The following is a 21,983-nucleotide window of genomic DNA, read 5'->3' as shown; positions in this document are numbered from 1 at the left end:
AGTGAGGGCTCCCCCGTTCGGGTGCTGGCCGCTCATCGTAGGAGCGCCCGGGAGGCCGGGGGATGAGTACGCGTACTCACCTCAGCCGTGCGCTCGTATGCTCGCCCCATGACGGATCACCAGGCACGACGCCCCGCAGGACCCACCGAGAACGCGATGCGCCGCGCCCTCAGGCGGGCCAGGGACGGGGTCGCGCTCGATGTCGCCGAGGCCGTGGTGCTGTTGCAGGCGCGCGGGGCGGATCTGGCGGAGCTGGTCGGGGTGGCGGGCCGGGTGCGGGACGCCGGGCTCGCGGCGGCCGGGCGGGCCGGGGTCGTCACGTACTCGAAGAGCGTGTTCATACCGCTGACCCGGTTGTGCCGGGACAAGTGCCACTACTGCACCTTCGCGACCGTGCCCGGCAAGCTGCGCCGGGACGGGCACGGGATGTTCATGGAGCCCGACGAGGTGCTGGACATCGCCCGTCGCGGCGCCGAACTCGGCTGCAAGGAAGCGCTGATCACGCTCGGGGACAAGCCGGAGGAGCGCTGGCCCGAGGCGCGGGAGTGGCTGGACGCGCGCGGGTACGACGACACCCTCGCGTACGTGCGGGCCATGGCGATCCGGATCCTGGAGGAGACCGGGCTGCTGCCGCACCTCAACCCGGGGGTGCTGTCCTGGACGGACTTCCAGCGGCTCAAGCCCGTCGCCCCGAGCATGGGGATGATGCTGGAGACCACGTCGGAGCGGCTGTGGAGCGAGCCGGGCGGGCCGCACTACGGGTCGCCCGACAAGGAGCCGGCCGTGCGGCTGCGGGTGCTGGAGGACGCGGGGCGGTCGTCCGTGCCGTTCACGTCGGGGCTGCTGCTCGGGATCGGCGAGACGTACGAGGAGCGGGCCGAGTCGCTGTTCGCGCTGCGCCGGGTCGCCCGCGCCTACCACGGCGTGCAGGAGCTGATCATCCAGAACTTCCGCGCCAAGCCGGACACGGCGATGCGCGGCATGCCGGACGCCGAGCTCGACGACCTGGTCGCCACGGTGGCCGTGGCCCGGCTCATCATGGGGCCGAGCGCCTGCCTCCAGGCGCCGCCGAACCTCGTCGACGGCGAGTACGGGCGGCTGATCGCCGCCGGCATCGACGACTGGGGCGGGGTCTCCCCGCTCACCATCGACCACGTCAACCCGGAGCGGCCCTGGCCGCAGATCGAGGAGCTGGCGGCGCGGTCCGCCGCGGCCGGTTTCGAGCTGCGGGAACGCCTCTGCGTCTACCCCGAGTTCGTCGTCCGCGGCGAGCCCTGGCTGGACCCGCGGCTGCTGCCGCACGTGCGGGCCCTCGCCGACCCGGAGACCGGCCTCGCGAACCCGGACGCCCCCGTGCGCGGCCTGCCCTGGCAGGAGCCCGACGAGGCGTTCAGCGGATCGGGCCGCACCGACCTGCACCGCACCATCGACACGGAGGGCCGCACCGGCGACCGCCGCGAGGACTTCGACGAGGTGTACGGGGACTGGGAGGCGCTGCGCGAGGCCGCCGCGCCCGGCATGGTCCCGGAGCGGATCGACACCGACGTGCGGGAGGCCCTCGCCGTCGCCGCCGACGACCCGACCAGGCTCACGGACGCGCAGGCCCTGGCCCTGCTGCACGCCGACGGGCCCGCGCTCGACGCGCTGACCCGGATCGCCGACGACGTGCGGCGCGCGGCGGTCGGCGACGACGTCACGTACATCGTCACGCGCAACATCAACTTCACCAACGTCTGCTACACCGGCTGCCGTTTCTGCGCCTTCGCGCAGCGCCGCACGGACGCCGACGCCTACACCCTCTCCCTCGACCAGGTCGCCGACCGCGCCCAGCAGGCCTGGGAGCTCGGCGCGGTCGAGGTGTGCATGCAGGGCGGCATCCACCCGGACCTGCCGGGCACGGCGTACTTCGACATCGCGCGGGCGGTGAAGGAGCGCGTCCCCGGCATGCACGTGCACGCCTTCTCCCCGATGGAGGTCGTCAACGGCGCCTCCCGCACCGGCCTGTCGATCCGGGAGTGGCTGACCGCCGCGAAGGAGGCCGGGCTCGACTCGATCCCCGGCACCGCCGCCGAGATCCTCGACGACGAGGTCCGCTGGGTGCTCACCAAGGGCAAGCTGCCCACGGCCACCTGGATCGAGGTGATCACCACGGCGCACGAGCTGGGCATCCGGTCCTCGTCGACGATGATGTACGGGCATGTCGACCAGCCCCGGCACTGGCTCGGGCACTTCCGGACGCTGTCCCGCATCCAGCAGGAGACGGGCGGTTTCACGGAGTTCGTGACGCTGCCGTTCATCCACACCAACGCGCCGGTCTACCTCGCGGGCATCGCCCGCCCCGGCCCGACGGTGCGCGACAACCGGGCCGTCATCGCGATGGCCCGGCTGCTGCTCCACCCGCACATCCCGAACATCCAGACCAGCTGGGTGAAGCTGGGCACGGAGGGCGCGGCGGAGATGCTGCGCTCGGGCGCCAACGACCTCGGCGGCACCCTCATGGAGGAGACCATCTCCCGTATGGCGGGGTCGAGTTACGGCTCGTACCGCTCCATCCGGGACCTGGAGGCCATCGCCGAGAGCGCCGGCCGCCCGGCGAAGCCCCGGACGACGCTGTACGGGGAGGTGCCCCAGGAGCGGCAGCGCGTCGCCCGCGCCTCCGACGGGCATCTGCCGGAGCTGCTGCCGCTCGTCCAGGAGTAGGACCGGCTCAGCCCACCAGGAGCTCGCGCTTCAGCTCCTTGAGCTCCTGGTGGTCGACGCCGAGGCCCGTCCGCAGGTACGCGCGGAAGGAGCCGTACTCCTGCTCCACCTCGTCGAGGCTCGCGTTCAGGTACTCGGGGCGGACGTCCAGGAGCGGCTTGTAGACGGCGGCCTGCTGCGGCGGGAGGTGGGAGAGGACGGCCTCGTTGGCGGCGGCCCGGTAGGTGTTGCTGGCGAGGTAGTCGGCCATGACCGTCTCCTCGGGGACGCCGAGGGCGGTGAGGAGCGCGGCCTCGGCCCAGCCGGTGCGGTCCTTGCCGGCCGTGCAGTGGAAGAGGACGCCGCCGTCGCCGAGGGTGTCGAAGACCGTGCCGTACGCGGCCTTCGCGGTGTCGCCGCCGACCATGAAGCGGTTGCCCGTGACCATCATGTTCTCGGCCTCGGCGGGGGACTTGGGCATCGTGGTGAAGGTGCCGGAGCCCGCGAGGACGTCGGCGACGGCGTAGCGCGCGCCGGCCGGGACGCGGTCGGGGGCGGCGGTGCGCTCGGACTCCATGCGCAGGTCGAAGACGGTCCGTACGCCGAGGCGCTTCAGCTTGGCGAGGTCGGCGTCGGTGGCCTTGTCGAGGGCGTCGGAGCGGTAGACCTCGCCCATCTTCACCCAGTGCCCGTCGCGGGTGCGGTAGCCGCCCGCGTCACGGAAGTTGACGGTGCCCTGGAGGCGGATCAGCCGGTCGGCGAGGCGCAGCGAGCCGCCCCGCTCGGGGACCAGGTCGAACCAGCGGCGGTCGGCGGAGGGCAGCCCGGTGACGGTGACGCTGCCGGAGGAGCCGCCGCGGGCGACGGTGCGGCCGTCGGTGCGGACGGCGACGGCACGGGTGCCGGGGGCGTTCCAGGTGATCGTGAAGGTGCCGCCGGGGTTCTCGGTGACGGTCGCGGCGGTGAAGGGGACGGCGGTGCGGGAGTGCTCCGCGTGCCCGTGCTCGGGGCGGGGGTGCGCGGCGGCGCTCGGGGCGCCGAGACCCACCAGGAGCGCGGCGGCGGCCAGCGCGGCGGCGGAGGTCTTGACTCGTGTCACAGGGCTCATGGCGCGGATGTTTCTGGCCAGGTGCGAACGTGCGGTGAATTGTGGTCGAAAACGGACTGACGGGCGTCCGATCACATAACGCTCCGCGCCCTGAACGAGCGCATCCGGTCTATTACAGTGCTGGACCAGTAGCTGCTGACCGGGGGAGGCACGACGTGACCACCACAGCCGCGGCCGTGTGGGGCCGCACCGAACAGCAGGACTTCCGCGCCCGCGTCCGCGGCTGTCTGCTCGGCGGCGCCGTGGGCGACGCGTTCGGCGCCGGGGCGGCCGGCCGCACCCTCGCCGAACTCCGCGCGGCCCACGGCCCCGAGGGCCTGACCGAACCGGTCCCCGCGCACGGCCGCCACGGCGCCGTCACCGCCGCCACGCAGATGTCCCTGTTCACCGTCGACGGCCTCATCCGCGCCCAGGTCCGCCGCGACACCGGCGCCTGGCACCCGCCCACCGACGTGCACCGGGCGCACCTGCGCTGGGCGGCGACCCAGCGCGACTGGGGCCCCGACGAACGGCGCGCCGACCTGGGCTGGCTGGCCCGCGAGGAGTGGCTGTACGCCCGCCGGGACCCGGCCAGGGCCTGCCTGACCGGCCTCGGCGACGAGATCCTCGGCACCCTGGAGCGGCCCAAGAACCCGGGGGCGGCGGACTCCGGCGCCCTGGTCCGCTCGGCGCCCTTCGGACTGCTCGTCGGCTGGGAGCCGCAGCTGGTCTGCCAGCTCGCGGTGGAGTGCGCGGCACAGACCCACGGCGACCCGGCCGGCTACCTGGCGGCCGGCGCCTACGCCGTCGTCGTGCACGGCGTGGCCCGCGGCGACGGCGTCGACGGCGCCGTGCGCACCGCCCTGGAGCAGCTCGCCCCGCGCCCCGGCCACGAGCCGGTGACCGAGGCCCTGGAGGCCGCGCTCGGCGCCGTACGCCAGGGGGCGCCGGACGCGGAACGGGTGGCGGCGCTCGGGGCGGCCGAGGACCGGGCGGCCGGGCAGCTGGCGGCGGCCGTGTACTGCGCCTCGGTCGGCGAGGACATCCGGCACGGGCTGCGGCTCGCGGTCAACCACGACGGCCCGTCCGCGGCGACCGGCGCCCTGACCGGCGCGCTGCTCGGCGCCCTGCACGGCGAGACGGCCCTCCCGCCGGCCTGGCTGGCCGGCCTGGAGGGCCGTGCGACGGTCCTGGAGCTCGCGGACGACTTCGCGATGGAGATGACCCAGGGCGCCGCCCTGCACGGCCCCACCGACGCGGCACCCGGCTGGCTGGCCCGCTACCCGAGGGGCTGACCGGGGCGGGCGCCCGGCCGGCCGGTGTGCGCGCGGGGCGGGCGGGCGTGCGGGGGCGGGGCGGGCGTGCGCGCGGGACGCCGTGTCACGGCGTCACCGCATCAGCTCCCCGGCGTTGACCAGCAGCGACTGCCCGGTGATGGCCCGTGCCCGGTCCGAGGCGAGGAAGGCCGCCGCCTCCGCGACGTCCCCGTCCGTCGCCAGCTCCGGTAGCGCCATCCGCTCCGTGAGCCGTCCGAGCACCTCGGCCTCCGGCACCTGCTCGGTGTGCGCGGTGAACTGGACGTACGCCTGGACCGGCGGCCCCCACATCCAGCCCGGCAGCACGGTGTTGACCCGGATCCGGTGCGGGCCGAGCTCGCGGGCCATCGAGTACATCGCCGAGGTCAGCGCCCCCTTGGACGCCGCGTACGCCGCCTGCCACACCTGCGAGGGCGCGGCCACCGCCGACTGGGTGCCGATCAGCACCACCGAGCCGCCCCGCTCCTTCAGGGCCGGCAGGCAGGCCCGGGTCATCCGCAGGGTGCCCAGCAGGTTCACGTCCAGGACGCCCTGCCAGGTCGCGAAGTCGGCGTCCTCCAGGCCGCCGAAGTACGAGTCCCAGGCGGCCACGTGCACCACGGCGTCGATCCCGCCGAAGCGCTCCACCGCGAGCGCGGCCAGCGCCTCGCACTGGGCCTCGTCGGTGATGTCGGTGACCCGGTAGGCGGTGCTGCCGCCCCCGGGGTCGATCTCGGCGGCCGACTTGGCGAGATTGGCCTCGGTGCGCGCGCCGAGGACCGCCCGGCCCCCGTCCCGTACCACCGTCTCGGCGATCCGGTGGCCGAGCCCGGCGCCGACGCCCGACACGACCACCGTCTTTCCCTGGAGCAGTCCTTCGAGCGGCATCCGGAACCTCCCTGGGCCTGTTCAATGATCTGACGGCCCGTCAGAGTAGGTGCACGGAACCGAGCAGGGAAGGGGCAGGACGATGAGCGACATCGAGACCTACGCGGAACTGGCGTCGGTCGGCCCGTACGGCGTGCACCCCGGCCACGCGCTGATCACCATGGTCGAACCGCACCCGGGCCACGAGTACGCCTACAACCGCTGGTACGAGGACGACCACTACTACGCGGGCGCCATGGCCATGCCCTGGATGTTCGCCGGCCGCCGCTGGGTCGCCACCCGCGCCCTCCAGGAGCTGCGCGGCCCCGAGAAGTCCGCGGTCGCCCAGCCGGTCACCGCGGGCTGCTACCTCTCCACGTACTGGATCACCGAGGGCCGCTACGACGAACACATGAAGTGGACCGTCGGCATCAACAAGCGCCTCAACCGGGACGCCCGGGTCTATCACGACCGCACCCACGTCTTCACCTCGTTCCAGGACCACGAGGCGACGGTCTACCGGGACGGCGCGGCCGGGCCCCGCGACTTCCACGCCCTCGACCACCCGTACGCCGGGCTCGTCCTCCAGGTGGTCGACACCGAGGGGCCCGAGGCGCGAGACGCCCTCGTGGAGCGGCTGCGCTCGCGCGAACTGCCGCGCCGACTCGCGGGCTCGCCCGCGGCGATGGTGACGCTCTTCCGGCCCACCCCGCTGCCCGGCGACCGCATGACGTACGTGAAGCAGGTCGAGGGCGTCGACACCCGGCTGACCCTGCTGTGGTTCCTGGAGCGCGACCCGCGCGACTGCTGGGACGCGCACTTCGCCGACCTGGTGACGCCGGAGTGGGGCGGGCGGGTGGAGCTGGTGGCGCCGTTCGTCCCGACGGTGCCGGGGACGGACCGGTACGTGGACGAGCTGCGCTAGGGGCGCGGGGCGGCGGGGCCCGGGAAAAGGGCCGAGCCCCCTCGGCCAGGACGGCGGACCGGTCGAGAGGGCTCTTTTCCTGCGGTGCGGTGGTGCGGTGGTGCGGTGGTGCGGTGGTGCGGTGCGGTGGTGCGGTGCGCGCCGGGGGTCACAGGACCCCGGCGGTCACCTCGCCCACGAAGGCGTTCCAGGAACCCGGTCCGAAGGAGATCGAAGGACCCTCGGGGGCCTTGGAGTCACGGACCGCGATCGCGCTCACGACGGGGGACTTGACCTCGATGCAGGCCCCGTTGCCGCCGGAATACGAGGACTTGGTCCAGTTGTCCGTGCCGCCCTGAATGATGCCCATGTTTCTCAACTCCGGTTTCTGTAGGTGTCACGCCAACGTTCTTGGCTTGGCGTGATCGACGCTACTCGCCCGGCCCCGTCCGGCGGGACTGGCGTTCACTCGACCGGATGGCATATTCCAACTGCGCTTCCGCTGAGGTCAGTCGGGGGTGTACCGTACCGGCCTCTCCTCGTGTCGCCAGCCCGAACAGCGGCATTCACCCCGCTTCCGCAGCCTCCCCGTCCGCGTACTCCTTCGCGATCCGCGACACGAACTCCCGGGTCTGCTCGGCGTTCAGCGCCTGCGCCCGCAAGTGCTCGTACATCACGCTGTACTTCGCGACGTCCTGCGCCTTCTCCAGGTACAGGTCGCTCGTCACGCCCTCGATGTAGACCACGCTGGAATCGGACGTGTCGGGGAACTCCAGGATCGCGTAATGCCCGCTGATGCCCGGGTGCGCGCCCATGTCGAACGGCAGCACCTGCACCGTCACATGCGGCAGCAGCGACTGCTCGACCAGGTGCTCCAGCTGTTCCACCATCAGCCGCCGGCTGCCGACGACCCGGCGCAGCGCGCCCTCGTCGATCACGGCCCACAGGCGCAGCGGGCGCTCCTCGGCCTTGATGCGGTCCTGGCGGCGGGTGCGGACGGTGACCCGCTTGTCGATGTCGACGGGCGTCGTCTCGGGCAGCGCCCCGCTGATGACCGCCTCGGCGTAGCCGTGCGTCTGCAGCAGCCCGGGGATGATCTGCGGCTCGTACACCCGCAGGCTCTCCGCGTCGGTCTCCAGACCGATGTAGACGCTGTACGGGATGTCGCCGAAGGCGTGCCACCAGCCCTGCTGGCGGGAGTCCTTGGCCATTTGCATGAGCGAGTCCACCACCCGCTCGTCCTCGACCTCGTACACCCCGCACAGATCACGCACATCGCGCTGGCTGATGGAACGACGGCCGTTCTCGAGGCGGCTGATCTTCGACTGGGAGACGAGGAGACGCTCGGCGACCTGTTCGGCCGTCATGTTCTTCGCTTCCCGGAGCCGGCGCAGCTCCTGGCCCAATCGGCGTCGCCTGACGGTGGGGTTGACACTGGACGCCACGGAAACTGCACCTCCGGCTGTCGGCTGCGTAGCTGTGAGTATCTACTGCTTGGCAGACTGCCACCAAAGGTGTGGTGTGCGCTGGGAAATCACCAGACGGGCGCACCGGACGTGCGGGTGCGGGGCGGACGTCACGACGTCCGCCCCGCACCCGTTCGCGGCTCCCGGTGTGGATCAGGGGGTGCGGGTCACGCGCTGTTCGCACGCCGACCGCACGCCCGGGGTCACACGGCGCGGGCCATGCTGCCCCGGCGCGGCTGCTGCGGAACCCCGCTCGCAGGCGCGTTGCGGCGCGGCTGTGCGGCCACGCCGTTCTGGACGTCCATCACGGCGTGCGCCACGAGTCCGCCCATGGGGTCGTGCCGGATCAGATCGCGCAGCCGGGACCGCGACGACCGTCCTTCGTTCCCCGGGTACAGGTGCTTGCCGAGACCGACCGCGTGGGCCAGCGCGGCGAGCGCCGCGGTCCGCGGGTCCGGCGGTACGCCGGTGCGGATCGCACTGTCCAGCCGGGATCGGATGTCCCGGCTGATCGCCGTGTCCGTCGCCTGGTAGCGAGTCGTCGGCAGCACCCCGCACATCTGGCCCTCCACGGCATGCACCATGCCGCAGCGCTCCAGGTGCGCGAGATAGATCTGACGCAGCCCCAGTCGGGGCCCGCCGATCCAGTGGACGGCCCGAACCGGGCTGCCGCGTCTGCGCAGCAGTTCCAGTGCGGAGTCCAGAGTCGGATCTCCGGTCGGCCGTGGCATCACCACGGCGATACGATCCCCGTCAGGGGCTATCCGTCCTGCCAGAGCCAGCTCCACTAGCTGTGCTCCGGCCAGGCCGAGGTCGAGCGACTGCGGCTGCGCTGTGGTACCCGTGGTCGGGTCCAGAGCGAGCAGCAGAAGCTCCTCCGGAATTGTTCTGCGGCTCCTGCCCATCCATGCCTCCCCGCGTGGATGAATGACAGGGTGACCCCTCTCACATTCATCTGTCGAGAGTGCCTGGCCGGTTCGTACGGGAACCAGCAGGTATGTCGTTCTCGTCTAGCACGGGAGCCAAGGGGTCCACACAGGACACTGGTACATGGTTCGGACGTCCGGACGAGTTCCGGACGCTTTTCGTATGACGTTTCGCATGACGTTGCGTATGACGTTTCGTCTGACGCATGGAGGAGGCACGGTGGCGGGCGAGTCCCCCGACAAGGCGGAGCAGCGGGAGAGCGCGGCCGGCGGCGACGGCAAGGACCCGCGGCTGTCCGTGCTCCGCGTGGACGAGCCGACGGCGGTCTTCAAGGCGCTGGCTCCGCGGACGGCACCGGAGGACACGGGCCGCGCCGGGACGGCGCGGGATCCGGAGACGGCGTCCGGGGGTGCCGCTTCCGGGGAGGCGGCTGAGGAGGGCGCCGAGGCCGTCGAGGGCGCGCAGGGCGCTCAGGGCGCGCGTGAGGGGGGCTCTTCCGGTGAGGACGCCCGGGAGAGCGCCGAGGACGCCGTCCAGGAGGTCGCCGAGGGCACGGACGCGCCGGCCGGGGACGCCCCGGGGGGCGGCGACCGGCTGAGGGCTGCTGTGGCGGCGTGGGTCGCCACGGAGGACGAGGAGGGCGCGGAGGGCGCGGAGGGCGCGGAGGCGCCGGAGGGCACCGAGGGCGCTCGGGGCGGCGAGGCGGCTGCCGAGGCGTCCGGCGAGGCGTCCGGCGACGCGCCCAAGACGGGCGAGCCGGGGGCGGAGGCCGTGGCTGCCGCTGAGCCGGAGGCTGCTGAGGCAGAGCACGTTGCCGAGCCGGAGGCCGCCGGGGCAGAGCCCGTCGCCGAGCCTGTCGGCCCGGAGGACGACTCCGAGGAGCAGATGGGGGCCGCCGACGCCGCGCCCGACGCCGAGGAGCGGTCCGAGACCGCTCCGGCGCCCGAGACCGCGCCCGAGGCCGCCACCGCGTCCGAGACGGGCACCGTCCCCGAGGCCTCCCCGGCCCGGACCACTTCCTGGGCCAAGGGCGACGACAACGACGCCTCCGAGGAGTCGAAGGCGGCTGCCGCCGCCGGTGGCGAGTCCTGGTTCGCCGCGCGGAAGGCGACGGCGTCCGAGGGCGAGCCCACGGCGGAGGGGAAGCCGGCAACCGAGCCGGCCGCGGACCGCACCCCGGCCGCCCCGGCCGCCCCGGCCACCGCATCCAAGGCGCCCACCCCGGCCGCCGACCCCACCCCCGTGGACCAGCCGACCGCAGTCTTCAAGGCGCCCAAGCTCCCGGCGGAGCCCAAGGCACCCGTGGTCGACCAGCCCACCACGGCCCTGAAGCTGCCGGAGTCGATGTTCCGCCCGCTCCAGGGCGACATCACTCAGGAGCAGCCCAAGCCGACGCCGAAGCCGACGCCGCAGGCGAGCCCGACCCCGGTCACCCCGCCGCCCGCCGCCAAGGCGCAGGCGCAGGCGCCGGCCCCCACCCCCGTACCCCCGTCCCTCGCCGAGGCGGAGCGGACCCGGCAGCAGCCGCTGCCGCCGCGTCCGCCGCTGGAGATCCTGGCGGAGCTGACGAACACGCCGCCGCCGCCGGAGACGCCGCTGCGGACCGGTGTGCGGCGGGTGAAGATCTGGACCCCGATCGTCCTGCTCGTGCTCGTCGTGTTTGCGGTCGTACAGATCGTGCGGCCGCTGCCGGACCCGGCGCTGACGCTGTCGGCCGCGCCCACGTACACCTTCGAGGGCGGTGCGCTGCAGATGCCGTGGCCGTCCGAGGGGCAGGGCGCCGCGGAGGTCGAGGGCGTGGGCTCGCTGGGCACGTACGGCCCGCAGAAGGCGGCGCCGATCGCGAGCGTCGCGAAGACGATGACGGCGTACGTGATCCTCCGCGACCACCCGATCAAGGGGACGGCGAAGGGCCCGAAGATCGAGGTCGACGCGATCGCCGGTGAGCAGGCGAAGGCGAAGGACGAGTCGACGGCCCCGATCAAGGAGGGGCAGTCCTACACGGAGAAGGAGCTGCTGCAGCTCCTGATGATCCCGTCGGGCAACAACGTGGCGCGGCTGCTGGCCCGCTGGGACGCCGGTTCGGAGGCCGCGTTCGTCGAGAAGATGAACGCCGCGGCCAAGGAGCTGGGGATGACGGACTCGACGTACACGGACCCGTCCGGTCTGCAGTCGAGCACCGTGTCGACCCCGCTGGACCAGCTGAAGCTGGCGAAGGCGGTCATGCAGTACGACGTGTTCCGCGAGATCGTGGACATGCCGAACCTGACGGTCGACGGCATCCCCGGCCGGATCGAGAACAACAACACGATCCTGCTGGAGCCGGGCGTCAGCGGCATCAAGACGGGTTCGTCGACCCCGGCCGGCGGCAATCTGCTGTGGGCGGCGAACACGGTCGTCGACGGCAAGAAGCAGCGCATCCTCGGCATCGTGATGGGCGCGAAGGACGCCGACCAGCTCTACCAGAAGCTGGACCTGGCCATCGCGAACAGCCTCAAGGTGATCCGGCAGGCGCAGAAGGACGTCACGTCCGCGGCCGTGGTGAAGAAGGGGCAGGTCGTCGGGTACGTGGACGACGGCCTCGGCGGCCGGACGCCGGTGGTGGCGACCAAGGAGCTGCGGGCGATCGGCTGGCCGGGGCTGAAGGTGGACCTGGAGCTCACGAACGGCGGAACGGCCGTGCCGCACTCCGGGAAGGCCGGTGACGTGGTCGGCCAGGTGTCGATCGGCACGGGCAACGGCAAGGTCAGCGCGCCGGTGGCGCTGCAGGGCGACCTGATCGAGCCGGGTCTCGACAAGAAGCTGACGCGCGTCGGCTGAGCCGAGTGGACTGATCCCACCGGGTGCCCGGGGAGCTCCCCGGGCACCCAGCTGTTAGCGTCGTGCCCGGGGACGGGAAGCGGAACCGCCGGTACGGAAAGGCACCAGCAGAGCCGGGCAGGGCAGGGGAGAGGGCCGCAGTTGACCACCGCAGAGGGGACCCGGGAAACCGGAGGCCAAACCCACGTGTCTTCGCCTTCGCGAATAGAGCTCCCGGGCCAGCGACCGGCCCCGGAACCGCCCGCGCCCCCGGCCGCGCCGCGGCGCAAGCGCCGCTACACGGTCCTCGTCGCGACGGCCGTCGCGGCCGTCACTCATGTCCTCTGGTTCTTCTTCTTCGCGAACAGCGGCGGCGATCTGGCCGCGCAGGACGCGTGGGCGGAGTTCGTCGGACGGCACCCGGACTCGGCGTACAACCTCGCCTGGTACGGGGGGATGCACCCGGTCTCGTACAGCGTGGTGTCGCCGTACGTGATGTCGGTGCTGGGCGTGCGGACCACGATGATGATCGCGGGGACGCTGTCGGCGGCGCTGACGGCGCTGATCCTGGTGCGGGTGCGGGCGGTCCGCAACCCGATGGCGTGCGCGCTGGCCGGGGTCTTCGCGTTCCTGTGCAACGCGCTGTCGGGGCGGGTGACCTTCGGCCTCGGCATGATGTTCGCGCTCGGCGCGGTCGCGGCGGTCTTCTGCTGGCCGCACCGCTGGCGGTACCGCCGCTGGGCGAAGGCGGCGGTGGCGGCACCGCTGGCCGGCCTGGCGACGGCGTGCAGTCCGGTGGCGGGCCTGTTCCTGGGCGTGGCGGCGGCGGCCCTCTTCCTCAACAAGCGGCGCCCCGGCGCGTACGCCCTGGGCCTGGCCCCGGTGGCGGTGGTGGCCCTGTCGGCGTGGCTGTTCCCCTTCTCGGGGACGCAGCCGATGTCGTTCATGTCGACGTCCCTCCCGCTCCTCTTCGGCATCCTGTGCCTCGTGCTCGTCCCCCGGGACTGGCGCACGGTCCGCACGGGCGCGGCGGTGTACTCGGCGGGCACGCTCCTCACCTGGCTCGTCGACTCGCAGATCGGCTCGAACGTCTCGCGCCTGGTGATGCTGTTCGCGGGCGTGGTCCTCCTTGCGGCGCTCCCCTACACGCTGCCGCGCTCCCGCCGCTGGTACGCGATCGTCCTGGCCTTCGCCGGCCTGAACTTCTGGATCGGCTTCAAGGGCGTCGACGACGTGATCCGCACCGCCCCGGACGCGTCCTGGGCGCGCGAGGTGGCGCCGCTGATCAACCAGCTCCAGGTACGGGGCGCGGAGAAGGCCCGCGTGGAGGTCGTCCCGGCCTCCAGCCACCGCGAGTCGTCCGCCCTGGCCCCGTACATCAACCTGGCCCGCGGCTGGAACCGCCAGGCCGACATGGAGCGCAACCCGCTCTTCTACGACGACACCCTGAACGCGTCGAACTACCAGGACTGGCTCGGCCGCTGGGCCGTCCACTACGTCGTCCTGCCGACGGGCGCCCCCGACTCGGGCGCCGAACGCGAGGCGGAACTGGTCGACGAGGGCCTGCCCTACCTGAAGCAGATCTGGTCGGACGCGAACTGGCGCCTGTACGAGGTCACCGACCCGACCCCCCTGGCGGACCCCCCGGCCCAGGTCCAGCGCGCCGAGTCCAACGAGGTCGTCATCCGCCTCGACACCCCCGGCCGCGTCCTGATCCGCGTCCCGTACTCCCCGTGGCTCGCCCTCCTCGACGCCGACGGCACCAAGATCGAACCCCCCCAGGAGACGGAAGCCTCGAAACAGGCCCGCGAAGCCTCCGAAACGGACCTCCCGAAGACCTTCGCCAACAAGGAGGGCTGCCTCCTGAAGGCAGAACCGGACGCGGAGGGCGACGAATGGACCGAACTCCTCGCCCCCAAACCAGGCACCTACCGCCTGGGCGCCCCGTACAAGCTCTTCCCGCGCGGCACCACCTGCCCGGAGGAGCTGCGCTGAGCGAGTGACCGCGGCGGGCCGCAGCGCCGGGCGCGGGCCGTGGGGTCAGGCGACTCCGAGGCGTCTCTTCCAGGCCGCCAAGAGGCGCGGACGCAGCAGGACGACTCCTTGCTGCGTCCCCACGGCGAGGTCCAGTGTCGGGCTCCCGGGCAGTACGGTCCCCGACGTCACCAGCGCGGGCAGCGGTGCCGCCCAGATCCGCTCCCCGCTGGGAAGGTGGCACAGGGCGACCCCGTGCGCGTCGCTGACGGCGACCACGGCCTCCCCGCTGGGTGCGGCCCCCGTCCACAGGAGACGCCGCGCTCGGACGGCGAGGGTGCGTGTGGGGGCCTCGGGCGTGGCGGAGTTCCAGAGGGTCACGGGGAGCGTGACGGATTCGCCGGACTCGGTCGCGTCCATGTACAGGAGCACGGCTGACCCGCCGGGCATGTCGGCCCAGCGAAGAAAGAAGCCGCTGCCCTTGGTGAGCTCCCTGCGAGTGGCCAGACCTCTCCTGTCGTGGTCCCGCGCGGCGGGGTGGATGGGCAGGGCCCGGTCAGTCTCCAGATCGAGGACGGCCGCCTTTCCGTCGCGGCAGGCCAGTGCGACGTAACGGGTCCCCTCGGCGGCGTGATGCGGTACCAGGGCCGTCAGCCGGGCCGGCAGCTCGAGGGGCTCGTCGCGCAGGGGCTTGTCGGCGGTGGCGTCCCAGAGGAATCCCCGGGTGACGTCGTCGGCGCCCGGCAGGTGAGCTGCGACGAAGTGGTGGGCGATGGTGAAGTCCCCACGGACAGCGGCTGGACGTACTCCGACCAGGAGGACCGCGTGCCCTGATCGTGCGGTGAAGGCCGTGGAGTGAACCATTTCCAGGGAGGTGTCGACCTTCCACCAGCTCTGCCCCGTCTCGGTACCGGCACCGTGGGACGCGACCGTGTACAGCCTGCCCTCCTCCGGGCAGTAGCCGACCAAACGGGCCGAGGCGTGGAGGGCGGAGGCCGGCACCAGGTGGCACTCCACGCCCCACGGGACCGACGTGAGACGGTCCGGCTCAGCGCACACCACGGATTCGGGAGCGGTGATGTGGTGCCAGGAGAAGTCGGCTTGCGTCAGCGACTCGGTGCCGGTGTCGACGATCTTCTCGGATTTGACGAGCAGGTGCGCGGAGCCGTCCGGGTCCTCCTTCCAGCTCTCCATCGCGTTGTGGATCTCGAGCAACGTGCGTCCGGCCAGTTCTCCGCCCTCGGTCTCGGCGCCGTCCAGGACGGTGGCGTCCACCAGCCGAAGGCCGCCCCAAGAGCTGGCCACGGCGATGTCGGGGAACGCGCTCCATCCGTGGACCGCCTGGGTGTGGGCCAGGTAGAAGAGGGTGGTGTCCCTGCTTTCGTTCGCCGTCTGGTCCTGATGCCGGGCGCCGTCGTCGTACCGCCACTGCCAGAGCCGTGCCGTGCCGTCGTTGCCGAGGGTGAGGATGTCCAGAGTCTCCGGCGTGCCCGAGCCGAGCAGGTGCACGGTGCTCACCGCACCCTCGTGGCCGTACATCGGGGCACTGACGGGCAGGCCTGTGGAGCAGTCCAGTACCTGGACCCCTTCGATGTGGCCGCCGACCACGCTGTGGATCCGCCCGCGCAGCGCCGTGGGGGCCGGGACGAAGAACTCGGCGGAGACCGCGGGCGTCGCGGTGGTGGCGACCTGCCCCGTCGCCGTCGAGATGATCTGGACGTCGCCCCAGCGCTGGTGAGCGACGAGCACGTGATTCGCGTCGTCCAGGGACACGAAGCCGCCCTGGAGCCAGTGGCTGTACTTGTCCTGATCCGTGGACGAGGCTCTGCCGGAGGCGCAGTCGAGCAGGAAGAGCCGGTGTGGTCCCCCGCTTTGGTACGTTCCCTCCCCGATCGCGACAGTCGCGGTGTCTCCTGACCGGAGCGTCCCGTCGAGCAGCCGGGGGCTGTCCAGCTCCTCCAGCAGCGTCGCGTACGTGCCCGGGTGCCCGATCGTCCACCGGGTGACGGTTCCCCGGACACCGTCGCAGACGATCAGCGCCGGCTCGACGTCCCCGGTCGGGACCAGCCTGGCGGTCGCTCCCGGGTCGCCGAGGGCGTCGGGCGACCTGGGGCACTCCACGTCGAGGACCGGCCCCGTCGTGAGGTCGTGGACGACGACCCGCTCCTTGCCACTGCACACCACGACCGGGGTACCGGAACTCAGCTCGCCGGTGTCGAGGATCGCCTCGTACCCCGTGCCCGGGACGTGCCGGACGAGGGTGCGCTCCACGAGATCCCAGACGCGGAGGTCTCCCGCGGCGTCGAGGGTGACCGCCAGCGGCGGCCCCTGACGGGCCGGCAGGAGAGCGAGGCCGACCACGGTGGCCGGATGCGGCAGCACCGTCGACGTCGACGGCGCGTCGAGGGCCCACAGGTGCACGTGCGTGGCGCCCGTGACCGACTCGAGCGTGAGTCCGTCCTGTCGGACGGCCAGGACGACCCGGCCCCCGTCCGGCAGCGTCGTGTCCTCGACCAGCCAGCTACTGCTGAACGACGTCGTGGAGTACGACACGTCCTCGTGCCTGCCGACGATGCGGTGCGGACTCACGGGGCGGGACTCGACCCGCAGACGCTGCACCGAATCCGACAGCTTCTCCGCGCGCCGGGCGAGCTCGGACGCTCCGTGCGATTCCGCGGCGAAGGCGAGCCGTGCGGCCCGGTCCGTGCCGTGGAGGGCGGAGCCGCCGAGGGTGCCCACGTAGCGCTCCACCGCAAGCGCCAGGGCCGGGTCGTCCCGTACGTGCCGGACCGCGGGCAGCAGTCCCGTCGGTTCCGCGGCGAGCACGAACGCGGGGTCCGTCACGAAGTGCTCGATGGTGCCCGCCGCCGCCGCGTGCGTGGCCAGGTGGGCGCGGACGTAGGGGTGGGCGCGGTACCAGTCACGATCGGGAGTCAGGTCGAGCAGGGTGGCGACGAAGTGCTCGGCGACGTCCCGGAGGTCCCGGCGACGCAGCATGCGCTGTCGCAGGTGGTCCGTCAGTTCCTGGTGATAGAGGCGGAAGTGCTTGATCCCTGCCACTTCCACGCTCGACAGGTACGAGCCGTTCTCCTCGATCAGCGCGTCGATGTCCGCCTCGCGCAAGGGGAGCTCGGAGAGGCGCCGCGCGGCCGAGAGCCAGATCTTGCGCGGCAGTCCGTGGCCCTCGCCGAACGCCAGGGCCGTGAGGAGCGAGGTGGCGTTCTCCCGCCGCTCGTTCGGAAGCCGTCGCAGGTACTCCTCGAAGGCACCGCCCACGTCCGAGGGCAGCGACAGGGCCCAGCCCGGGGTGCTCGTGTCGACGGGCTCGCCGCGGAGCAGCGCGCTCGCCACCATGCGGGCCACGAGGAAGCAGTGGCCGGCGCGGCGGGCGACCTCCTCGGCGATGGCGCGAGCGCTGTCGGGTGCCTCCTCGTACGGGGAACCTGCGTCCGTCAGGATGCGCTCGACGTACTCCGCGGTGTCGGTGTCGTCCGCGTACTGGGGGCTGTCCAGGTCGACGGCCCGGACCCGGTCGCCGAGGTACGGGAGGAGTTCCCGGCGGGTGCCGACCACGAGGCGCACGCACGGGATCGCCGCGAGCGGACGCAGCAGGTCCCATGCGATGCGCTGGGCCTCGGCCTTGTCGTCGGCCGGGCCGGCTTCGTCGAGGGAGTCGACGACGACGCGGAGCGGGCGCTCCCGGTCGGCCAGCGCCTTGAGTAGCGTGGCCGGGAGCGCGGCGGTGAGGTCCGCGGCAGCGGCAAGTCTCCCGACGATGTCGTCCAGCACCTGGTGATGGGCGTTGATCGACACGTCCGAGTGCTCTTCGAGCACCAGTCGTCCCAGCACCGCCGACTTGCCGGAGCCGGGCGCGGCCGTGACGGCCAGAGCGCCGCGGCTGCCTTCGCCGTTCAGCTGGTCACGGAGCACGGTGAGGGCGTGGCCCCGTCCGGTGAAGTACGAGCCGGAGTCGTGCACGTGCTCGACGCCACGTCCCCGGGGTTCGAAGTGCGAGGTCAGGTCCGAGACCTCGTCGGACGGCGTTCCGCCGGGGGCCACCTCCGCGCTCGGGTCGTGAGCGGGGTTGCGGAAGAACGGCGGCTGTTCGGTCTGGTCGGAAGAGGAGCATGCCGTGCGCTGACGCTCCCCGAGCTCCTCGAACGCGCGGTTGATCCGGCCGGTCACCGTTGCGGGGGAGAGGTAGCGCTGGGACGGCCCGTCGCCGCGTTCGCAGGCCTCCACCAGGCGGGTGACGAACGCGCCGTCCTTGGCCGTGTCGCGGTGACGGGCGGAGGCGAGTACCCACGTGCCGGAGCCGTAGGAGTCCGAGCGTGGCCGCGCCGCCACGATGCCACGGGCCACGGCCGTGATCTCGGCGGCACCGGCCGACGCGTGACAGGCGTCGATGACGAACAGCACATGGCGTACCGGAGACGCCGCCAGTGCCTCCGTGAGGTTCTCCAGGGAAAGCCAGGAACGGGCGTGACCCTCCCGGCTGTCGGCGCAGGCGAGCCGGTACCGTCCGCCCGGTGTCGGCTGGTCGCCGTGGCCCGCGTAGTAGACGACGACCACGTCGTCCGGGGTGAGGTCGGAGCCGATGCACCACTCGGAGAGGGCGTCCTCGAAGGCATCGGCCTCGGGGTCCAGGGACTGCTCCTCGAGGACCCGCGTGTACCCCATCCGAGGCGAGGTGAAGAACCGGACGACGCGGTCGACGTCGTCGTGCGCCAGGGGCAGCTCGGTGAGGCCGGGGTGTCTGCCGTAGTGCCGCGTTCCCGCGGCGATCAGATAGCGCATCCGCCGGTCCCGCTCTCCGGCGCCAGCGCCTTGACGATGGCCTGGCCGGTCTCCACGGCCGTGAGATAGCGGGTGGCGTCGTGCATGTGCGTGCCGTTGTGCACGCTGAGGTCGGTCACGCGAGGGCCGAAGGCCGGACGGAGTTCGCGCACGACGGCGACGATGTCGGTCGCGTCCGCGATGTTGGTCCAGGAGCGCAGTGGCCGCGGCCACCGGGCCAACCGGCCGACGGGCTCGGGCCGCAGGCGGTCCAGGACCAGTGCACCCATGCCCAGCGGCGAGCCCAGGGTGACCAGGGCGTGGACGTCCCAGCCGGCGGCGAGCCTCTCGTCGCAGAGGGTCTCGTAGGCGATCACGGAGCCGAGGGAGTGGGCGACGACCACCCGGGTCTCCGGCGTGATCCGGGCGGCGACCCGCTCCCGTGCCGCGTCGCGGACGGTCTCGTCGGCGAAGTAGCCGGCCACCTGCTTCAGATCGCCGACGAGCACCTGGTCGAGGACGCCATGCAGGAACCGTGCGCCCGTGAGGGCGTCCAGTGCGGCCCGCACCGCGCGCAGCCGCATCGCCTGCGAGGCACCCCACCCGACCGGACCGCGCCCACCGGTCTCGTGGGGCCCGGGCACGGCGGGGTCGGTCCGGGCCGCCTCGGCCCACCAGGCCATGAGGAGAGCGAACTCCTCCTCGGTCTCCACGTCGGAGGCGTCGTAGCGGGGGAGTCCGCCCGCCCGGGCGCCGAGCGGGCGGAACAGGTCACCGTAGAAGGCGACGTCCACCTCGCTCTCCGAGGGCACCGGGCCGCCTGCCAGTCGTGTGCCGCCCCGCAGCTCCGGGACGATGTCCCGGGCCAGCGAATCCTCGCTGAGGTACTGCTTGCCGACACCGTGTACGAAGACGACTCTTGCCACGCGCCCCTCCCCTGGATGCCTGCCCAGCCTATCCGCGCGCGCGGACGCGCCGCACGGGTCGGTCCGGGCCTCGCGGAATCTCAGGAGCCGCACGAGCAGCCGGCGGCTCCCTTCGCCTGCTCCGGAGTCCGCGCCGGGTCGACGGCCTTCTCCTCGGGGGTGCAGCAGGCCGTGGTGCCGCAGCACGCGTCGGGCGCGGTCTTGGTGGCCTTGGTGAGGGTGTCGGCGTCGGCCGTGACCACGTAGACCTCCCAGGGCTCCTTGCCGGGGCCGGTGACCCAGACCTTGTCCTGGAGGGCGTAGCAGCACGCGGCGTCGTTCTCCTCGAAGGTGGCCAGTCCGGCGTCCTTCAGGCGCGTGATGGCCGCGGTGACCTGGTCGGTGCTTTCGACCTCCACACCCAAGTGGTCGAGTCGGGTGTCCTCGCCGGCCTCGCCCTCGATGAGGACGAGCTTGAGCGGCGGCACGGCCACGGCGAAGTTGGCGTATCCGGGGCGGCGCTTCGCGGGCCCGACGCCGAACAGCTTTGAGTAGAACGCGACGGAGCCTTCGAGGTCGGCGACGCGGAGAGCGAGCTGGACGCGGCACATGGCGGTCTCCCTGATCTTCACGAACCGGTGCTGTTTCGATGAATGTCGATACAGTTTGGTGAGGTCGACGTTGCCACTGGATTAGATGGCTGTCAATATAGACGTATGTCGAAATCAGAGTTGCTGGTGATCGGGCAGGACGATCAGGTGGCGTGCTGCTCGCCGATGGTCCGTGAGCCGCTGGGCGAAGAGGACGCCGTCGACCTGGCCAGGATGTTCAAGGCGCTGTCGGACCCGATCCGGCTGCGGCTGCTCTCGCTGATCGCCTCGCACGAAGGCGGCGAAGCCTGCGTGTGTGACCTCACCGGTCCCTTCGACGTCTCCCAGCCCACGATCTCCCATCACCTGAAGGTGCTGAGGGAAGCGGGCCTGGTGGGTTCCGAGCGGCGCGGCACCTGGGTCTACTACTGGATGCTGCCCGCTGCCCTCGCCCGGCTCTCCTCACTCCTCCAGGCGCCGGCCGAAGCCGTACCGACCGGGGTAGCCGGATGACGCCTTCTCTGGGGCGCCGCGCCCTGGCCGAGCTGATCGGTACCGCTGCACTCGTCGCGATCGTGGTCGGCTCCGGCGTCCAGGCCACCGAGCTGACCCACGACGTGGGTCTCCGACTGCTCGCCAACTCTCTGGCGACCGTCTTCGGCCTCGGCGTGCTGATCGCTCTGCTGGGCCCGGTCTCCGGTGCTCACTTCAACCCGGCGGTCACCCTGGCGCTGTGGTGGACCGGACGCCGTGACGGCGACGGCTTGGAGCTGCGCGCTGTGGCGGCCTATGTGCCCGCGCAGATCGTCGGCGCGGTACTGGCGAACGCGATGTTCGCCGAACCTCTGGTCCGGCTCTCCACTCATGACCGGTCGACAGGTCACCTGTGGCTGGGCGAGATCGTCGCCACCACGGGCCTGGTCCTCCTGGTCCTCGGTCTGGGCCGTACGGCTCAGCAGCGGTTCAGTCCGGTCCTCGTGGCGTCCTACATCGGCGCTGCCTACTGGTTCACCTCGTCGACCAGCTTCGCCAACCCCGCCGTCACGATCGCGCGGGCCTTTTCCGACACCTTCGCGGGCATCGCGCCGGTCTCGGCGCAGCCGTTCATCGTCGCCCAACTGATCGGCGCGGCGGTCGGCGTCGCCCTGGGCGTCGCCCTCTTCGGCCGTACTTCTGCACCCGCAGGCATGACTACCGCCCCGTCCGGCGAACCCGAACTCGCGGCCGCCGGCCGCTGAACCACCACCCTCGACACAGGAAGCCCCGACCGTGACCGCTCCCGCCGTCCCCTCCGTGTTGTTCGTATGCGTCCACAACGCGGGCCGGTCCCAGATGGCCGCAGCCTCCCTCGCCCACCTCGGCGGCGGCCAGGTGGAGGTCCGCTCCGCGGGTTCCGCCCCCTCCGACACCGTGAACCCGGCCGTCGTTGAAGCGATGCGAGAGCGGGGCATCGACATCTCCGCCGAGACCCCGAAGGTGCTCACCCCAGAAGTGGTGCGGGCATCCGACGTCGTGATCACGATGGGCTGCGGCGATGCCTGTCCCTACTTCCCCGGCAAGCGCTACCTCGACTGGAAGCTCGACGACCCCGCCGGCCAGGGGGGACGACCGTCCGCCCCATCCGCGACGCGATCGAGCGGCTTGTCCGCGGCCTGCTGGCCGAACTCGACGTCGAAGCCCGCGCGTGAGGTAGAGCGGCCCGGCGCCTACTGGC

At 72.3% G+C, this 21,983-nt stretch carries 15 protein-coding genes and 1 pseudogene; 8 read left to right on the top strand and 8 right to left on the bottom strand.

The window, feature by feature from the left end; translation table 11 throughout:
- Positions 1-108 precede the first annotated feature (108 nt).
- Entirely contained in the window at positions 109-2,700 is a 2,592-nt protein-coding gene (locus tag ACZ3ZE_RS33945; RefSeq protein ID WP_467261795.1) for a bifunctional FO biosynthesis protein CofGH, read from the top strand.
- Between the two features lie 7 nt (positions 2,701-2,707).
- Here ACZ3ZE_RS33945 and ACZ3ZE_RS33940 read toward each other — a convergent pair whose 3' ends face one another.
- Positions 2,708-3,787, bottom strand: coding sequence for a tyrosine-protein phosphatase (locus ACZ3ZE_RS33940; protein ID WP_361626374.1), 1,080 nt, complete (start codon positions 3,785-3,787; stop codon positions 2,708-2,710).
- Positions 3,788-3,942: 155 nt separating this feature from the next.
- Between ACZ3ZE_RS33940 and ACZ3ZE_RS33935 the strand changes: the two genes are divergently transcribed.
- Positions 3,943-5,061, top strand: a complete 1,119-nt coding sequence (locus tag ACZ3ZE_RS33935) for an ADP-ribosylglycohydrolase family protein (protein WP_361171554.1) — start codon at positions 3,943-3,945, stop codon at positions 5,059-5,061.
- A 93-nt stretch (positions 5,062-5,154) separates the two neighbouring features.
- Here ACZ3ZE_RS33935 and ACZ3ZE_RS33930 read toward each other — a convergent pair whose 3' ends face one another.
- Positions 5,155-5,949, bottom strand: a complete 795-nt coding sequence (locus ACZ3ZE_RS33930) for an SDR family oxidoreductase (protein WP_361171557.1) — start codon at positions 5,947-5,949, stop codon at positions 5,155-5,157.
- Between the two features lie 82 nt (positions 5,950-6,031).
- Between ACZ3ZE_RS33930 and ACZ3ZE_RS33925 the strand changes: the two genes are divergently transcribed.
- Complete coding sequence (locus tag ACZ3ZE_RS33925) at positions 6,032-6,853, top strand: hypothetical protein (protein WP_361171560.1); 822 nt, start codon at positions 6,032-6,034, stop codon at positions 6,851-6,853.
- Positions 6,854-7,001: 148 nt separating this feature from the next.
- On the opposite strand, the gene ACZ3ZE_RS33920 is transcribed toward ACZ3ZE_RS33925, so the two are convergent.
- The 3 genes from ACZ3ZE_RS33920 to ACZ3ZE_RS33910 form a co-directional block, all read right to left on the bottom strand.
- Entirely contained in the window at positions 7,002-7,202 is a 201-nt protein-coding gene (locus ACZ3ZE_RS33920) for a DUF397 domain-containing protein (RefSeq protein WP_361171563.1), read from the bottom strand.
- A 196-nt stretch (positions 7,203-7,398) separates the two neighbouring features.
- Positions 7,399-8,277, bottom strand: coding sequence for a helix-turn-helix domain-containing protein (locus ACZ3ZE_RS33915; protein ID WP_361171566.1), 879 nt, complete (start codon positions 8,275-8,277; stop codon positions 7,399-7,401).
- 224 nt (positions 8,278-8,501) lie between these two features.
- Positions 8,502-9,203, bottom strand: coding sequence for a GOLPH3/VPS74 family protein (locus ACZ3ZE_RS33910; RefSeq protein ID WP_361171569.1), 702 nt, complete (start codon positions 9,201-9,203; stop codon positions 8,502-8,504).
- Positions 9,204-9,444: 241 nt separating this feature from the next.
- On the opposite strand from ACZ3ZE_RS33910, the gene ACZ3ZE_RS33905 reads away from it, so the two are divergent.
- Both ACZ3ZE_RS33905 and ACZ3ZE_RS33900 read left to right on the top strand, forming a co-directional pair.
- The gene (locus ACZ3ZE_RS33905) at positions 9,445-12,045 is read left to right on the top strand and encodes a D-alanyl-D-alanine carboxypeptidase family protein (RefSeq protein ID WP_467261793.1); all 2,601 of its coding nucleotides are present in this window, start codon (positions 9,445-9,447) and stop codon (positions 12,043-12,045) included.
- A gap of 141 nt (positions 12,046-12,186) precedes the next feature.
- A complete protein-coding gene (locus tag ACZ3ZE_RS33900; RefSeq protein ID WP_442304889.1) occupies positions 12,187-14,019 on the top strand; it encodes an MFS transporter in 1,833 nt (610 codons plus the stop codon).
- Between the two features lie 45 nt (positions 14,020-14,064).
- On the opposite strand, the gene ACZ3ZE_RS33895 is transcribed toward ACZ3ZE_RS33900, so the two are convergent.
- The 3 genes from ACZ3ZE_RS33895 to ACZ3ZE_RS33885 all read right to left on the bottom strand — a co-directional run bounded on the left by ACZ3ZE_RS33895 (position 14,065) and on the right by ACZ3ZE_RS33885 (position 20,290).
- Positions 14,065-18,795, bottom strand: coding sequence for a caspase family protein (locus ACZ3ZE_RS33895; protein WP_467261791.1), 4,731 nt, complete (start codon positions 18,793-18,795; stop codon positions 14,065-14,067).
- The gene (locus ACZ3ZE_RS33890; protein WP_361171581.1) at positions 18,783-19,700 is read right to left on the bottom strand and encodes a hypothetical protein; all 918 of its coding nucleotides are present in this window, start codon (positions 19,698-19,700) and stop codon (positions 18,783-18,785) included. The genes ACZ3ZE_RS33895 and ACZ3ZE_RS33890 overlap by 13 nt, the downstream gene beginning before the upstream one ends.
- Positions 19,701-19,780: 80 nt before the next feature.
- The gene (locus ACZ3ZE_RS33885) at positions 19,781-20,290 is read right to left on the bottom strand and encodes an ArsI/CadI family heavy metal resistance metalloenzyme (protein WP_361172108.1); all 510 of its coding nucleotides are present in this window, start codon (positions 20,288-20,290) and stop codon (positions 19,781-19,783) included.
- A 105-nt stretch (positions 20,291-20,395) separates the two neighbouring features.
- Between ACZ3ZE_RS33885 and ACZ3ZE_RS33880 the strand changes: the two genes are divergently transcribed.
- From ACZ3ZE_RS33880 to ACZ3ZE_RS33870, 3 genes and pseudogenes are all read left to right on the top strand, one after another.
- On the top strand, positions 20,396-20,782 hold the full coding sequence (locus tag ACZ3ZE_RS33880) for an ArsR/SmtB family transcription factor (protein WP_361171584.1): 387 nt from the start codon (positions 20,396-20,398) through the stop codon (positions 20,780-20,782).
- Complete coding sequence (locus tag ACZ3ZE_RS33875; protein WP_361171587.1) at positions 20,779-21,507, top strand: aquaporin; 729 nt, start codon at positions 20,779-20,781, stop codon at positions 21,505-21,507. The genes ACZ3ZE_RS33880 and ACZ3ZE_RS33875 overlap by 4 nt, the downstream gene beginning before the upstream one ends.
- A gap of 94 nt (positions 21,508-21,601) precedes the next feature.
- Positions 21,602-21,957 (top strand): annotated as a pseudogene (locus ACZ3ZE_RS33870) (arsenate reductase/protein-tyrosine-phosphatase family protein).
- Positions 21,958-21,983: the final 26 nt, after the last annotated feature.

This window comes from Streptomyces sp. NPDC023157 (assembly GCF_055560575.1).
This window is presented reverse-complemented; position numbering and strand designations above follow the sequence as displayed.